The organism is Adhaeribacter arboris (assembly GCF_003023845.1).
GTDB classification, from domain to species: Bacteria; Bacteroidota; Bacteroidia; order Cytophagales; family Hymenobacteraceae; genus Adhaeribacter; species Adhaeribacter arboris.
Genome location: NZ_PYFT01000001.1, coordinates 4,843,918 through 4,859,204, shown reverse-complemented (window position 1 = coordinate 4,859,204; position 15,287 = coordinate 4,843,918). Strand labels below are relative to the sequence as shown.

Below are 15,287 nucleotides of genomic sequence, written 5' to 3'. Positions count from 1 at the left end.
CCTCTCTCTCACTCTAAACTGCCTGCTATGAAAAATCTCTGCAAATTTGTTTTTGTTCCAATCATAGTTTTAACGCTGTTTACAGGCTGCAATAATTCCGGAACCAGTAAATCAGAAAAATTAACGACGGAAGCTCCGGCCAAAGCTTATACCATCGAAGAGTTTATGACCACTACCTCTATTGGTGGTAGCGATTTCTCGCCAGATAATAGCAAAATTCTTTATACCAGCAATCAATCGGGTATTTACAATGCTTTTGAAGTACCGGTAACTGGGGGAGAACCCAAACAACTTACCCGTTCTACTACTAACTCCGTTTTTACTATTTCGTATTTTCCGGACGACGAACGTATCTTATACAGCAGCGATAAAGGCGGCAATGAAATAAGCCACCTAATTGTGCAAAACCTGGATGGCACCACCAAAGATTTAACGCCCGGCGACAAAGCCAAATCGGCCTTTTTTACCTGGGCACACGATAGAAAAAGTTTCTTTTTTATCAGTAACAAGCGCGATAACCGCTATTTCGACTTGTACGAAATGGACGTGAAAAGCCTAACCCCGAAATTAATACTAGAAAATACCAAGGGATTAGATGCTACTACTATTTCGCGGGACAAGCGTTATATCGGCTTAGTTAAAAGTATCACCACCAACAACACCGACATCTATTTATATGATGTTACTACCAAACAGCTAAAACATTTGAGCCCGCACCAAGGCGATATATCCTATTCTCCGGTAACCTTTACCCCGGACAGCAAACAATTATATTTTTTAACCGACGAGAACAGCGAATTTAAGTACGTTAAAAGTTACGATATCGCTTCGGGTAAAACCGCCGAGGTAGAAAAAGCCGATTGGGATATTATGTACACCTACTTTTCCTACGATGGCAAACACCGGATAACCGGTATTAATAATGACGCTCGTACCCAAATTAAAATCTACGAAACCGCTTCCAACAAACTTTTAGAGCTACCCGATATGCCGGCCGGTAATATCAACGATATTAATTTTTCGGAAGATGGTAAGTTAATGGCCTTTTATGTAAACAGCTCTAAAGCACCTAATAATCTGTACGTTTATAATCTTTCTACGAAAGAAATAAAGGCCTTAACTAACTCCATGAATAAAGCCATTAACCCGGATGATTTAGTGGCCGGTAAAGTAATCCGGTATAAATCTTTTGATGGTTTAGAAATTCCTTCTTTGCTGTATACTCCCAAAGGCACCAAAGCGGGCGATAAACTTCCGGCTTTATTATGGATTCATGGCGGTCCGGGCGGACAAACTACTCTGGGTTATGATCCTTTGTTACAGTTTGTAGTAAACCATGGCTACACGGTATTAGCGGTAAACAACCGGGGCAGTTCGGGTTATGGCAAAACATTTTTTGCCGCCGACGACCAAAAGCATGGCGATGTGGATTTGAAAGATTGTGTTGCTTCTAAAAAGTTTCTGGCGCAAACCGGCTATGTAGACCAGAATAAAATCGGCATTTTAGGTGGTAGTTACGGTGGTTATATGACCTTAGCTGCTTTAACATTTACTCCGGATGAGTTTGCGGTAGGAGTAGATATTTTTGGCGTAGCCAACTGGTTGCGTACCCTCAATAATATTCCGCCTTATTGGGAATCTTTCCGGGAAGCACTTTATAAAGAATTAGGCAATCCTAAAACCGATTCAGCGGCTCTTTATAATAAATCGCCTTTATTCTTTGCGAATAAAATTAAGAAACCACTTATCGTTCTTCAGGGAGCCAACGACCCGCGAGTGCTAAAAGTTGAATCCGACGAAATTGTAGCCGCCGTAAAGAAAAATAAAGTACCCGTGGAATACATTGTTTTCCCCGACGAAGGACACGGCTTTGTGAAAAAAGAAAACGAGATAAAAGGCTACAGTGCTATTCTAAAGTTTCTGGATACGTACCTGAAAAACGGAACCGCCAAAACGAAAGAAGTGGCAGTAGCTGATTAAAAAATTCTCTCCATGTAGTTGTTGGTTATTAGCTGTTCATCTAATTAATCTATGAGGACCAGTAAATTATCTCACTTGGTAGTCTAAACTAATTTCGTTGAAGTACTTAAAGTTAATTAACTTCTAATTCGTCTCTGGAAGGAAGTTTCGGAAAAGTATTATGGGGCTCCGCCTGATACCAATAAACAACCGAAGCGATATCGTCCATTAAAGGCAAGTATTTTCCCTCACCCCGCCAGCCTAAAGCCTGAATGGTAACTCTAAGGTCTTTTTCGAAGCGGATTGGATCTGAAATATGCCACCGGTACATTCCAAAACGTTGCTGAGCCTGGTATAAACCGTCGGGTCTTATTATTTGATGCAGGCCGGAATAAGGAGTGGTAAATTCCTGGTATTGGTGACTATGTGGATTTTCAAAATTATGCGAGCCGCAGAAATAATCTTCGGTTCCGGTTCCGTTTATAGTCGGAAAATCCTTATCGCCATCGAGATAAAACTTTATTTCACCTTCGCCCCACCACCCATTATTATTTACTCCCCAGGCCATATAAGCCCCTACAAATTGACCTTTTCCCTTAACATTATCTATTAAAGTATAAACTTGTTTATACGGCAAAGGATTAACCCTTCTGAATTGCGCGTGAAAATATCCGGCATCGGTTGGCACCTCGGTAAGGGTATAATCAATCTGGTAATAAAGATTTAAGGGCTGCGTATTTATGTTCTCCATTACAATTCTGGCTTTTTTCCGGAAGGGCATCACCCAGTAAGAATTAAAGCCACTACCGGGGTTTACACAAACGGCCAGCGAGGAAACCTGGGAAAACCGCCCCCAACCCGAACAGAAGAAATCACCCATGGGCACCTCCACCGAAGGCGTTTTTTCATCATCCCAATAAATTTTTATAATCATAAACCGCCAGTTTCCGCCAATGGTAGCCATCCACATGTGCTTTATGGCTCCGGAACCAGTAATTTCGCCCATCACGGCACTCTCGCCCGGTTTTATTACTAAGTAAGGGTTTACTTTCCAACCAATACCTAAATCCCGGGCAGCATGGGCCGCCGAACCGTTTTCCAGCTTGGTCATTCCGCCTTTGCCTTTTTCCCCGGTAATATTTTCCGGACTTATAGATCGGGATTTAGCATCCGATATCCGAAATAAATTTTCGAGATTCGTTTCTAAGCCGGTAAAAGAAGAATTTTGGGCAAAAGATTCCGTAATCCCGAAATACAAAAAGGTTAGAAGTAAGACGATATTTTTCATTAAGAGCAAATCAGTTGATCAAATACAGTTATTTACGCAGTTTATCAAAGACACATTCCTATCAGGACCTATCTATCCATGAAGTGTGCTTGGTATCGCGCATAGAAATATACACCAACAGCGAGATAAAAATACAAACTGTAACGTACCAATAGAAATAACTTTCGTTCCCGGCGTTTTTAAAACTGAGCGCTACGTACTCGGCCGTTCCGCCAAAAATAGCCACGGTTAGAGAATAGGGGAAACCTACTCCCAAAGCCCGGATTTCGGTGGGAAATAATTCGGCTTTCACTACCGCATTAATGGAAGTATACCCGCTTACAATAATCAGGGCGAGCATAATCAAGGCAAAAGCTTGCCATTGGCTAGTGGTATGACTTAAAGCGGTAAGCAGAGGAACAGTAGCCAAAGTACCTAAAACGCCAAACCCAATGAGCAAAGGTTTGCGGCCGATATAATCGGATAATAAGCCAAAAAGCGGCTGCAGAGCAGCGTAAATCAAAAGCGATATAAACGTAATAAGCGTGGACTGGTCTTTGGTAAGTTTAACCGTGTTCACCAAAAACTTTTGCATGTAGGTGCTGTACGTGTAAAAAGCAATGGTGCCGCCCAAAGTTAAACCAACCACTATGGCAACCGCTCGCGGATGTTGCAGCAACTGTTTTATAGTACCGCTTTTCTTTTTCAGTAAACTATCTTGCTCCTGAGTAAAGGCTACGGATTCCGGCATGTGGCTGCGCAGGTACAAAGCGGTTAAAGACAAAACGGCGCCAATAAAAAACGGAATGCGCCAGCCCCACTCGTGCAATTGCGCCTCGGTTAAAAATAAACGCTGCAAGATTAACTGAATACCCAAAGCAATGAGCTGACCACCAATAAGCGTAACATATTGAAAGCTGGAATAAAAACCCCGGCGGTTAGCCGTAGCCATTTCGCTTAAATAAGTAGCCGACGTACCGTACTCACCCCCTACGCTCAAGCCTTGCAGCAAACGAGCCGTTAGGAGCAAAACTGCGGCGAGTACGCCAATAGATTGGTAGGCCGGCGTAACCGCAATCAGCAACGACCCAAACGACATGAACAACACCGAAAGCGTCATGGCAAACTTACGCCCGGTTTTATCGGCCAAGCGGCCAAACAGCCAGCCACCAATAGGCCGCATCAGAAACCCGACCGCAAAAATGCCCGCCGTATTTAAAAGTTGCGCGGTAGCACTGCTCTTCGGGAAGAAAGCCGGGGCGAAATAAATGGAAAAAGCCGAGTACGCGTACCAATCATACCACTCTACCAAATTACCCATTGAACCGCTTACAATCGCCCTAAGGCGTTTAGGCGGTTTGGCTACGGATTCTGCGTGTGTCATAAATTCCGGTTCGCTGGTGAATCAGAGGCTTTAGGTGTTGCCGTTCAGAATTTTTCTTTACTGATTTGTTTTAATGTAAGTTTTCAAGAAAGATAGTAGACACAAGACTTTCTTGTATGTAAGAGTTTTATTCTCCAGTGATTAAGTTAAATATACTTCAAATAGATTAAATTAATTAAAAGAATGCCGGAATTCGAGCGGAGAGATTTGGGTTTTGCTTTTAAAAAGCTTACTAAAAGATTGCGGATATTCGAACCCAAGTTGGTAGGCAATTTCACTCACCGATAAAGCCGTAGTAGTTAAAATTTCTTTGGCCTGCTCAATCAATTTGTGGTGGATGTGTTGCTGGGTGCTTTGCCCGGTTAAGTTACGGAGCAAGTCACTTAAATAATTGGGCGAAAGATGGAGTTCATCGGAGATATACTGCACGGTAGGCAATCCTAGTTGGGATACTTTTTCGCTTTTGAAATAATCGGATAAAAGGGCATCCAGTTTTATGAGCAAATCGTGGCTCGCATTTTTACGAGTTATAAACTGGCGGTTGTAAAAACGGTTAGAGTAGGTAAGCAACAAATCTAACTGCGAGATAATGACATCCTGGCTGTAGGTATCTATATTCGAACGGTATTCCTGCTCAATCTGCTGCATAATAGCCGCAAGCATGGCTTCTTCTTTTTCCGAAAGGTGTAAGGCTTCGTTTACAGCGTAAGAAAAAAAGCCGTAAGTAGTCATTTTTTTAGCCAAAGAATAATTCCGGATAAAATCCGGATGAAAAACTATCCACCAACCCGACAAGGAAACGGAATCCGTTACATCCGTAGAAATAACTTGGCCTGGGGAGAAAAACGTCATCACCCCGGCATCAAAATCGTAGTAATTCTGCCCGTATTTTAATTTGCCGTTGAAATCTTTTTTAATGCAAACCGAATAAAAATTATACACGTAGCTCCCGTACATTACCGAACACACATCTTTAAAAAGGGCCATATTTAAAACACTTATGAGGGGGTGTTCGGGTTTAGGCAAACCTAACAATCGGTGCAATTCCGATACAGAATGTATTACGTGAGGAGCAGTTGCCGTCTTTGTCATGTTTTTACTTGGTACTTTAAAAGTAAGGACTTATATAATGGAAAGCCCAGTATCGGTAATATAATATAAAGCTAAACCGGAAGAGCTACTCTAATGTTAGAGCTTCCGGTTTAAATTGCTTTAAATTATAAAATTAATTTGCTGTACGGGTTACCGTCAGTATCGCGATAAGATAAAAATATTCCTCTTTCCTAAAGAAAAGTCTAGCAATTACTACCCGGATACTTGTTTCTTTTTACTTATTGGTCAATATAGGCCATATTATGAGCATCGTAGCGGTTGCCCGTGGATACTCCTAAAGGTACAATTGCTTCTAAGCGATTTAATTCGGCCGGACTTAGCTCAATGGCAGCGGCAACAATATTTTCTTCCAGGTATTTTACCCGCTTGGTACCCGGAATAGGTAAACCACCTTTGGCTAAGACCCAGGCAATAGCCAACTGCGACGAGGTGCTATTTTTCTCGGCGGCTATTTTTTTAATTTCCTGCACCAACTGCAAGTTTTTGTAGAATTGTTCGCCCTGAAACTTGGGTAAGTTTCTCCGGAAATCATCCGCCGCAAAATCATCGTAACTGGTTATATCACCGGAAAGAAATCCGCGACCCAAGGGCGAATAAGCCACAAATCCAATACCCAATTCTTGCAAAGTATTCAGGATGCCTAGTTCTTCTACGCTGCGTTCAAACAACGAATACTCCGATTGTACCGCCGTTAACGGATGTACCCGGTGCGCTTTCTTAATGGTTTCTGAGGAAACTTCCGATAAGCCTATGTACCGTACTTTTCCTGCTTTTACCAGTTCGGCCAGGGCGCCAACGGTTTCTTCAATGGGAGTATTGGGGTCTAAACGATGTAGGTAATACAAGTCGATGTAATCGGTTCCCAGGTTTTTCAGGGAGCGCTCTATGGATTTTTTTACGTAATTGGGCCGCCCGTTTATTTGCCAGGTCAATTGCTCGTTGTCGTCTATTTCATAGCCGAATTTGGTAGCAATTATGTATTGGTGGCGGTTACCTTTAATGGCTTTAGCCACCAGTCGCTCGTTCGCCAACGGACCGTATAAATCGGCGGTATCTAAAAAATTACCGCCAAGCTCTAAGGACCGGTGAATGGTGGAGATGGCTTCCGCTTCGTTTGCTTGTCCGTATATATCGGCTCCGGCAATTTGCGTCATGCCCATGCAGCCCAATCCTATTACCGGCACTTCCAATCCTTGGCTGCCTAAATCTGTTTTTTGTAGCGTTTGCATCTTCGTCTTAATTAAATGGTGCGTAAAAAAATTAATAAGACAAAGGTCGGCTGCCGAAACGAATAAAAAATAACCTAATCCCTGGCGTTTGTATCCAAATTACGGAAAGTAACTTTTGTGATTTTCGGGTAGAGAAAAATAATACACCAGTCTTCCTAGATTGTCTCTAACCAGTAAGCTTTTCTGAATTTTATTGCCTGTATTGGTTATTCAGGTGGAAACTATTTAACAGGTTGCTAGGGAATTCTTGTTAAGCTACCACTATCAAGTTTTAGGATGATTTTTTACAAATCTTCCACCCGGAGTTGTACCTCAGCGTGGCGCCAGGCCTCTTCATATTCCCGCTGCACCAATTGCGCGGCGTATTGCTTATCCTGGGCTTTCAGGCTTTGGAGCAACCCAAAGAGAGAGCGGCCATTCCGACGATTTTTTTTCAAGTCTGCCCGAAAAACTTTTTCGGCTTCTTCGTATTGCTTTTCTAGCAGGAGCGCTCCTCCCAACGATTCTCTGGAAGGCGGATAATACCAGTCCGGTGGCTCACTGTAAGAAAGAGCATCTTCGGCTGCTACTGCTTGTTGTAATAGTTCAATAGCCAATTTACGATTACCCTCTGCGGTTGCTATCCGGGCATTAAGCATGTGTTCGGCCACCTTTAAAACATCGGCCGCCCTGTTGGCACCAAAGAGAGCTTCGGCAGGCAGACGTTTTATCGCTGCACCAAAAATTGTTCTTTCTTTTTTAGCATTTCCAGACTTACCTGCAGCAGCATAAGCCATGCCGCGCCCCCAATGCCATAAAGCATTGGTAATGGCTAGCTTTTTATCTGGCTCTGGTGCTTTTAAAACAGCTTCCCACTGCCGGAAACGGACCAGAAGAAAAGTTGTGGTAGGCATGAAAGCATCCAGAAAAGGCATATCTTTCAGGTACGGGCTTACATTGGTTTCTAGTTGCGCGGCCGCTTTTTTTGCATCGTTAAATCGCCCCTGCATACTGTAAGCGGCAGCCAGAAAATGTAAATTATGGCTGTAATAACCAGCCCCATAAGGGCCTCTTATACCCGTGTTTTCAATATAAACCTGGTCGGCTTTCGCGGCTAAATCATTGCTACGAGCGGCCGCTTCGTAGTTCCCGACTCGCATGTAAATATGAGCCGGCATATGTACCAGGTGGCCGGCGGCCGGGGTTAAAGTTCCCAATCTATCGGCACTGGCAAGCGCCCGTTCCGGACGCGGCGATGCCTCTACTGCATGAATGTAAAGGTGATTTGCGCCAATATGATTAGGATCGCGGGCTAAAACCGTTTCCAATACTTGCACCGTTTCTTCGGTTCCTTCTGCCGGCTTACCATCCGGAGTCCACAGCTTCCAGGCATTCAAAAACATTTTACTGTCGGCATAAAGAGTAGCGGCATCCAGGTCATCGGGATATTGTTGAGCTAGAGAAGCCATAGCAGTGGCGTAATCTAGGGCGAGTTGTTTTGAATCGGCTTTTGAATTATTTGAAAATCGCTTTGCCAGCGCTTCAATATAGGCCTGCTCGTACGCAGGTGCTTTAACCATTAAGGATGTTGCTTTTTGGATTGCTTCATAGGCCGCCCTTTGCCGGGCCGAGTCAATGGTTGCTTCGTTGTAATTAGGTCCGGTAGCCAAAGCAATGCCCCAATAAGCCATAGCTAATTGGGGATCTAACTCGGCCGCGCGTTTAAAGGATCGTATTGCTTCCGGATGATTGAACCCATAAACCAGGGTTAGCCCCTGATTAAACAGACCTTGTGCTTGAGTGTTGGTGGTAGAAACCGCATGATGGTGTTTCCCTAACCCAGCCGTGAGGGAAACTGGCTGACCCGGTTTAACAGTCGGAGAAGGGTGATGATGCTGTGCCAGAACGGGTAGGCAGAACCCACCTAGAACTAAAATAAGTAGAAAAGACTTCATAAGCATAAGCTTTTACTCCATTATTGGATGATATATTTTAGGCTGATTCTGTAGTTTGCAATTGCTTCTGATTAAGCCTAAAGAGCAAAGCAATTGTATAAGAAATAATAGTTATTTAAATGCAACGACTAATTGGCGAAAGTCCGGTATGCGTTAGCTTAGACTATATAACTCAATAATTGGAGCTATTGCGTGAAACCTGATAAGGAGAATAAATCTACCCTACATAATTATTTTTGGTGGAACATTCGTTGTGAATCCTTAACTACTTTAATCGAATCGCGTGAAATATTACTTAGTACTTTAGTTCTAAAGAACAAGCAAAGGTATTTATTTGGTAATTAGACAGATGAAAGTAAACTAATTTTAGTTAATAACAATCCTGATAATCAGATTTTTACGTCTTAATACTTATAATTTTAAGTAGCACCTATCATGGCTGTTTAAAGCACCTGATTTATATAAATGCTTTCTTAAAAAAAGGAGAGATTTTTAATTGTTTATTCCTCAACCTTATTAGTCCGGATACTTCGCAGGAAACACACATTGAACAAGTAATAGAACAATGTCAGAATCGCCATACTGCCAATAGCAGCTAAAACAGGTAAAAGGGCATTTTTAAGATTCGATAGCTCTCCTATGTAAATTTCCCGCTCAATTTCCGGCCCCACTAACAAGAAAAATATAGCCATTAAGCCCTCATTTATCCAAATTCAATCGGGTAACTCCGTTCTCACCGAATAGTGCCAAAAATGAACCCCTCCCCTATTCTAGAATTTGCGATTAATATGGACACCTCGGTACCGGCAATCAAAATAAAACCACCTGTTTTTTCATTCGCAATAAAGTCTTTTAGCAACTTGGTAAGGGATACTTCCATGAGTTAATTAATAAGGTAAATGAAGCCTAAACGTTGTACACCAAATTGCAGTTAGTGTTAAGCAGATTGGGGAATATCTAATTTCGTTTTCTACTGCCTACTTTCTTATCTAAACTATTTACTTTAACTGGAATCGAATGCGCTAAACTTTAAGAATTAAACCTGCGGATGACAATAAAATTTTTGTCAAAATACTTGACAATAAAATTTTTTGTTAAATTATATTCATTGCAGTTCTAAGGTTTAGGAAAAACTAATTTTATTGGGAAACTAAGTACGTTAAGAGTAATAATTTGGAAGGGGAAAATATTACTGAGTACAGGTAGGTAGCATACAGCTCGCTTATGAGGACACAAACAAGGGCAGTAATACTTTCATTAATTATAGAAATAACCACTATATTTCATTACGATTTACCGATTACTATCCGCAAAAATTGCCCCCTGCTTTTTCATTCGTCAAAACCTGATTTATTCCGGTAATTCGATTTATTAAAAATTTATAGTTCCTTTCAAATAAAATGCGCTGAAATGGTATCTCCTATCGCCAAAAGAAATATTGCTCAAATTATTCCGATTGGCCTGATTTGGTTCATTTTCAGCCTCGTTTATTCTCTGCTTGAAAGGGGGCTTTTAGGCAAACTTAATTATTACCCTGCTACCGGCAATCCTTACAACTTTAGCAAAACCTTTTTTATCACGGCTGCTGTTGCCCTCATCATAGGACTATTGGTGGGCACCATTGAAGTTCTTAATTTTTATAAGGTATTCCGGCAAAAGAGTTTTATTCAAAAAATTGGGCTTAAGACTCTCCTCTATTTAGGTATTACTATTCTATTTCTTTTTTTAACCTCCCTGATTAATAATGCCCTTGAACTTAAAACCACTCTTTTAGACGAACGGGTATGGACTAACATTTGGGCCTTTTTCTCCAACTATGCCTTTTGGGGGGTGGAAGTGTACATTGCGGCAATAATAGGCGTTTCCCTTTTTACACGGAAGTAAGTAATAATTTGGGTCGCGGAGTTCTTAGTAATTTTTTAACCGGAAAATACCATACTCCAATAGAGGAGGAAAGAATTTTTATGTTTCTAGACATGAAATCTTCTACCACCATAGCCGAAAACCTCGGTCATGTTACATACTTCGAAATGCTTAGAGAGTATTACGCCGATTTATCTAACTCCATACTCGAGTATTCAGGAGAAATTTATCAATATGTAGGAGATGAGATTGTCGTGACGTGGAAGCTGAAAACCGGATTGACTAATAATAACTGCCTGCAATGTTTCTTTGCAATGAAAGCGGCCATCAAAAAACAAAGTAATAAGTACTATGAAAAATTTGATTTATTACCGGAATTCAAAGCGGGGTTTCACCTCGGAAAAGTAACTACCGGCGAAATAGGCGTTCTTAAAAAGGAAATCATCTTCACGGGAGACGTACTAAATACCACTGCCCGCATTCAAGCTCTTTGTAATACGTATCAAGTTGACCTAGTTCTTTCCGGCCATTTAATAAAAAAACTTCCTCTCTCTTCTGCGTTTCAGTTCCAAGCACTAGGGGAAAGTGAGTTGAGAGGAAGAGACGAAAAGATAGAATTATATACTATTATTTAAAGGGATTTCATCTAAAGAAATTGACTTACTTTGATGTGAACTTAAAAACCAGAAAATATCAGTTATGGCCACCTAATTCATTACCCACTCACCTGTATACGCTAGCGATTATTCTTCAAAAATTTGATTACATTCAACCTGCTAAGTATTCCTGTAATAACTAATTTTGAAGAATATAAATGAATACAAATTCAGAATACTCTTATGAAGAACTCTATATGTTTTATGGGCAATATGACTTCTTTATTAACCTGACATTTAAATATAAATCTCAAGCTTATAATGATTATGGTTCAGACTTGTCCGGTACAATCAAATACACTTTAGAAAACCGTAGAGCATTACAAGAAATTATTTCATCTGACAACTTTCCAAAAACAAACCGTCCTATCTATCTAAATATTTCAAGATTTAGTACCCTTACAGAAACCCAAGCAAGACAACTAAATGAAGTTGGCATTTTGCCTTCTGATATTTCCTATATTTTTGCATTAGACTCCACAACAAAAAATAACTTTACTAGGAGAGGCAAGAAGCTTATACCAAATACGATAAGAACACCAGTTTACTTAAGTGACAGTAACCCTTATTCTTCTAGGCTAGACATAATAGAGATGAGACTAGAAAATGGTCAGAAACTATTCCCAGAAGAAGAAAACCAGTATTATGGATTAGGTTTAGTATATATTCCTAATTTCGCTTCGTTAGAAATTCATGACAAAATTTTAGATAAAGAAACAAAAGAAATTAAACCGGCTATCAGGTATTATCAATTAGAAACATTAAAATATCATGGACTCTTATCAGAAGATGAAAATAAAGAGCTTGAATCCTTGATGTTAAATAGACTGAAAGAAAGACAGGAACTTCTATTTAAAGAACTCAATAAATCTGGAGTAAACAATATACAAAAAACACATCCTCACATATTAAAACAGCTAATTAAGATTTGCGCAAACTATAACGGTGAACCAGTAATACCTTTTGAATTTTCTATTTGGTTAGACCTAAGTAGTTACTTACATATACATATTAGGCATGTTGAAGAGTTTCAAATAGGGAAAAACAATTCCATTAAAACTGCTTTTCAGTATAATTTAACAGATATTAGACGTGTTATAATGCTTGTTATTAGGTCAGTTTATAAAGATATTAAACAACATTTTAAAGAAAGCCCTACTAGGCATTTTTTTAGAAATGGAAAAGAAAGTATTTACTATAATGGTAATTATTACCAATTAGATATAGAACCATCTGGCCGTTTAGCAGCATTCTCTCCAAAAAAAGGAGTGTAAAATTTAATTTAATACCACTGCTGGTGTTATTACTACTAAATCTAAATTATACTTACCCATACCAAAAACAAACCAAAACTTCAATCCCTCCTGCCGCTTTGCCTTCCGGTTTTTAAACTGTAAATTTGGCGCCTAACCCGAAGCCCCGTGCCGCATGGAAGAACTTATAAAACATTACCTTAAAATTGCCACCGAGCTGAGTATCAGCATGAAGCAAGTACAAGCTACGGTAGAATTATTAGACGAAGGTGCCACGGTGCCTTTTATCTCGCGTTACCGCAAAGAAGTTACCGGTTCCCTCGACGAAGTAGCCGTGGCCGCTATCCGCGACCGCATGGAGCAGCTCCGCGAATTAAATAAACGCCGCGAAGCCATTCTTAAATCTATCCGTGAACAACAAAAGCTAACCCCGGAACTCGAAGAGCAGATTAATGCCGCTGAAACCATAGCCGTGCTCGAAGATATTTATCTACCCTACAAGCCTAAGCGCCGGACCAAAGCTACCATTGCCCGCGAAAAAGGCCTGGAGCCCCTAGCACAACGTTTGTTTGAGCAGGAAAAATTTGACGTAACCGCCGAAGCAGCCCAATACATCAGCGAGGAAAAAGAAGTTAAAGACGCCGAAGAAGCTTTAGCCGGGGCCCGCGATATTATTGCCGAATGGATTAACGAAAACCCCGATGCCCGGGCTCATATGCGTAACCTGTTCGAGAAGAAAGGCATATTCAAAAGCCGGGTAATGGTGGGCAAAGAAGAAGAAGGTCAGAAGTACAAAGATTATTTCGAGTGGGAAGAACCTATTGACAAAGCGCCTTCACACCGCATACTAGCCATGCGCCGTGGCGAAAACGAAATGATTCTGATGCTCAATGCTCAACCCGACGAAGAGGAAGCCATTGAATTGCTGGAAGGTATGTTCGTGAAAGGAAATAATGAAGCGGCGCAACAGGTAAAACTGGCTACCAAAGATGCGTACAAACGGATGCTGAAACTTTCGATGGAAACCGAAGTCCGGATGCTATCTAAGAAACGCGCCGACGAAGAAGCCATCCGGGTATTTGCCGACAACCTCCGGCAATTATTGCTAGCGGCTCCGCTAGGTCAGAAAACGGTATTGGCTCTGGACCCAGGCTTTAGAACCGGCTGTAAACTGGTGGTTCTCGATAAGCAAGGCAAATTACTGCACAACGAAAACGTGTATCCGCACACCGGCGCTCGCCAGGCCCAGGAAGCCGCCAGTACCGTTAAATATTTAGTTTCTAAATATGAGGTAGAAGCGATTGCTATTGGTAACGGCACGGCCAGCCGCGAAACCGAAACCTTTGTGCGCGGCTTAGGCTTACCCGCCACTATTGCCGTAGTAATGGTAAATGAAAGTGGCGCCTCTATTTACTCCGCCTCCGAAGTAGCCCGCGAAGAATTCCCGGATTACGATGTTACCGTACGAGGCGCCGTTTCAATTGGTCGCCGCTTAATGGACCCATTAGCCGAACTGGTAAAACTCGACCCGAAGAGCATTGGTGTAGGCCAATACCAGCACGATGTTGACCAATTTGCCTTAAAACATTCTTTGGATGATGTAGTTATGAGTTCGGTAAATGCCGTAGGTGTGGAAGTAAACACCGCCAGTAAGCAACTGCTAACTTATGTTTCTGGCTTAGGCCCGAGCTTGGCGCAGAACATTGTGGAATACCGCAATCAAAATGGTCCGTTTAAAACCCGCACCGAACTGAAAAAAGTACCGCGTTTAGGCGAAAAAGCATTTGAACAGGCGGCTGGTTTCTTGCGCATCCAGCACGCCAAAAATCCCTTGGATGCCAGCGCTGTACACCCCGAACGCTACGAATTGGTGGAACGCATGGCGAAAGATTTAGGTGCTACCGTTACCGACCTAATGAAAAAGCCTGAATTACGCAAACAAATTGACCTGAAAAAGTACGTAACCGATACGGTTGGTTTACCTACGTTGCAGGATATTATGAGCGAGTTGGCCAAACCGGGCCGCGACCCGCGCGAAAGCTTCGAAGCATTCTCTTTTACGGAAGGTGTAAACGACATAAATGACCTGCGTACCGGCATGAAATTACCGGGTATTATTACCAATGTTACCGCTTTTGGCGCTTTTGTGGATATTGGGGTCCATCAGGATGGTTTGGTACACGTGAGCCACCTTTCCGACCGTTTTGTAAATAATCCGCACCAGGTAGTAAAAGTAGGCCAACGGGTAGAAGTAACCGTCCTGGAGGTAGATGCTGCCCGCAAACGCATTGCGCTTTCTTTAAAATCCGACTCTACCGGAGTCAAACCGGCTGGCGGCAGTAAGAAAGGCGACAAAAATAAACGCGAGGAAGAGCTGCAGGACGATTTCCAGGCAAAACTAGCCAAGCTGAAGGGAATGTTTAAGTAAGATTTACTTTTTCTTAAAAAATTAAAGTCCCGTTTACTGTTTTCCTAGCAGTAGATGGGACTTTAATTTTTACACAAAGAAATTCCCTTATCAAAACTGTGAGAAGGTGGTTTAATCCCCCAATTATACACCCCAAAATGAGGAATTTTTCTACAATCTTACATTTTCGTTCTAATTCTATCACGTTCAAAATCATTGATT

At 41.6% G+C, this 15,287-nt stretch carries 11 protein-coding genes; 5 read left to right on the top strand and 6 right to left on the bottom strand.

Going from position 1 to position 15,287, the window contains the following annotated elements; translation table 11 throughout:
* The first annotated feature begins 27 nt into the window (after window positions 1–27).
* A complete protein-coding gene (locus AHMF7605_RS19725; protein ID WP_106931752.1) occupies window positions 28–1,980 on the top strand; it encodes a S9 family peptidase in 1,953 nt (650 codons plus the stop codon).
* Window positions 1,981–2,092: 112 nt separating this feature from the next.
* Here the strand turns inward: AHMF7605_RS19725 and AHMF7605_RS19720 are convergent, their stop codons facing one another.
* The 6 genes from AHMF7605_RS19720 to AHMF7605_RS19695 all read right to left on the bottom strand — a co-directional run bounded on the left by AHMF7605_RS19720 (window position 2,093) and on the right by AHMF7605_RS19695 (window position 9,593).
* Window positions 2,093–3,247, bottom strand: a complete 1,155-nt coding sequence (locus AHMF7605_RS19720) for a glycoside hydrolase family 172 protein (RefSeq protein ID WP_106931751.1) — start codon at window positions 3,245–3,247, stop codon at window positions 2,093–2,095.
* Window positions 3,248–3,308: 61 nt separating this feature from the next.
* On the bottom strand, window positions 3,309–4,610 hold the full coding sequence (locus AHMF7605_RS19715) for an MFS transporter (RefSeq protein WP_106931750.1): 1,302 nt from the start codon (window positions 4,608–4,610) through the stop codon (window positions 3,309–3,311).
* A 171-nt stretch (window positions 4,611–4,781) separates the two neighbouring features.
* Window positions 4,782–5,702 carry a helix-turn-helix domain-containing protein gene (locus AHMF7605_RS19710; protein ID WP_106931749.1) on the bottom strand — a complete coding sequence of 307 codons (921 nt, stop codon included), beginning with the start codon at window positions 5,700–5,702 and terminating at the stop codon, window positions 4,782–4,784.
* 239 nt (window positions 5,703–5,941) lie between these two features.
* A complete protein-coding gene (locus AHMF7605_RS19705; protein WP_106931748.1) occupies window positions 5,942–6,952 on the bottom strand; it encodes an aldo/keto reductase in 1,011 nt (336 codons plus the stop codon).
* Between the two features lie 284 nt (window positions 6,953–7,236).
* Complete coding sequence (locus tag AHMF7605_RS19700) at window positions 7,237–8,886, bottom strand: tetratricopeptide repeat protein (protein WP_106931747.1); 1,650 nt, start codon at window positions 8,884–8,886, stop codon at window positions 7,237–7,239.
* Between the two features lie 500 nt (window positions 8,887–9,386).
* Entirely contained in the window at window positions 9,387–9,593 is a 207-nt protein-coding gene (locus AHMF7605_RS19695; RefSeq protein ID WP_394336238.1) for a Na+/H+ antiporter NhaA, read from the bottom strand.
* A 703-nt stretch (window positions 9,594–10,296) separates the two neighbouring features.
* Between AHMF7605_RS19695 and AHMF7605_RS29500 the strand changes: the two genes are divergently transcribed.
* The 4 genes from AHMF7605_RS29500 (at window position 10,297) to AHMF7605_RS19680 (ending at window position 15,086) form a co-directional block, all read left to right on the top strand.
* Window positions 10,297–10,770 carry a hypothetical protein gene (locus AHMF7605_RS29500; RefSeq protein WP_146153624.1) on the top strand — a complete coding sequence of 158 codons (474 nt, stop codon included), beginning with the start codon at window positions 10,297–10,299 and terminating at the stop codon, window positions 10,768–10,770.
* 92 nt (window positions 10,771–10,862) lie between these two features.
* Window positions 10,863–11,384 carry an adenylate/guanylate cyclase domain-containing protein gene (locus AHMF7605_RS29495; RefSeq protein WP_158267567.1) on the top strand — a complete coding sequence of 174 codons (522 nt, stop codon included), beginning with the start codon at window positions 10,863–10,865 and terminating at the stop codon, window positions 11,382–11,384.
* Window positions 11,385–11,563: 179 nt separating this feature from the next.
* Entirely contained in the window at window positions 11,564–12,679 is a 1,116-nt protein-coding gene (locus tag AHMF7605_RS19685) for a hypothetical protein (protein WP_106931745.1), read from the top strand.
* Between the two features lie 154 nt (window positions 12,680–12,833).
* Window positions 12,834–15,086, top strand: a complete 2,253-nt coding sequence (locus AHMF7605_RS19680) for a Tex family protein (RefSeq protein ID WP_106931744.1) — start codon at window positions 12,834–12,836, stop codon at window positions 15,084–15,086.
* The last annotated feature ends 201 nt before the right edge of the window (window positions 15,087–15,287 follow it).

Bases quoted from the DNA above. Each gene is read 5' to 3' on its own strand.
- AHMF7605_RS19725 (WP_106931752.1), top strand. From the start codon at position 28: ATGAAAAATCTCTGCAAATTTGTTTTTGTTCCAATCATAGTTTTAACG.
- AHMF7605_RS19720 (WP_106931751.1), bottom strand. From the start codon at position 3,247: ATGAAAAATATCGTCTTACTTCTAACCTTTTTGTATTTCGGGATTACG.
- AHMF7605_RS19715 (WP_106931750.1), bottom strand. From the start codon at position 4,610: ATGACACACGCAGAATCCGTAGCCAAACCGCCTAAACGCCTTAGGGCG.
- AHMF7605_RS19710 (WP_106931749.1), bottom strand. From the start codon at position 5,702: ATGACAAAGACGGCAACTGCTCCTCACGTAATACATTCTGTATCGGAA.
- AHMF7605_RS19705 (WP_106931748.1), bottom strand. From the start codon at position 6,952: ATGCAAACGCTACAAAAAACAGATTTAGGCAGCCAAGGATTGGAAGTG.
- AHMF7605_RS19700 (WP_106931747.1), bottom strand. From the start codon at position 8,886: ATGAAGTCTTTTCTACTTATTTTAGTTCTAGGTGGGTTCTGCCTACCC.
- AHMF7605_RS29500 (WP_146153624.1), top strand. From the start codon at position 10,297: ATGGTATCTCCTATCGCCAAAAGAAATATTGCTCAAATTATTCCGATT.
- AHMF7605_RS29495 (WP_158267567.1), top strand. From the start codon at position 10,863: ATGAAATCTTCTACCACCATAGCCGAAAACCTCGGTCATGTTACATAC.
- AHMF7605_RS19685 (WP_106931745.1), top strand. From the start codon at position 11,564: ATGAATACAAATTCAGAATACTCTTATGAAGAACTCTATATGTTTTAT.
- AHMF7605_RS19680 (WP_106931744.1), top strand. From the start codon at position 12,834: ATGGAAGAACTTATAAAACATTACCTTAAAATTGCCACCGAGCTGAGT.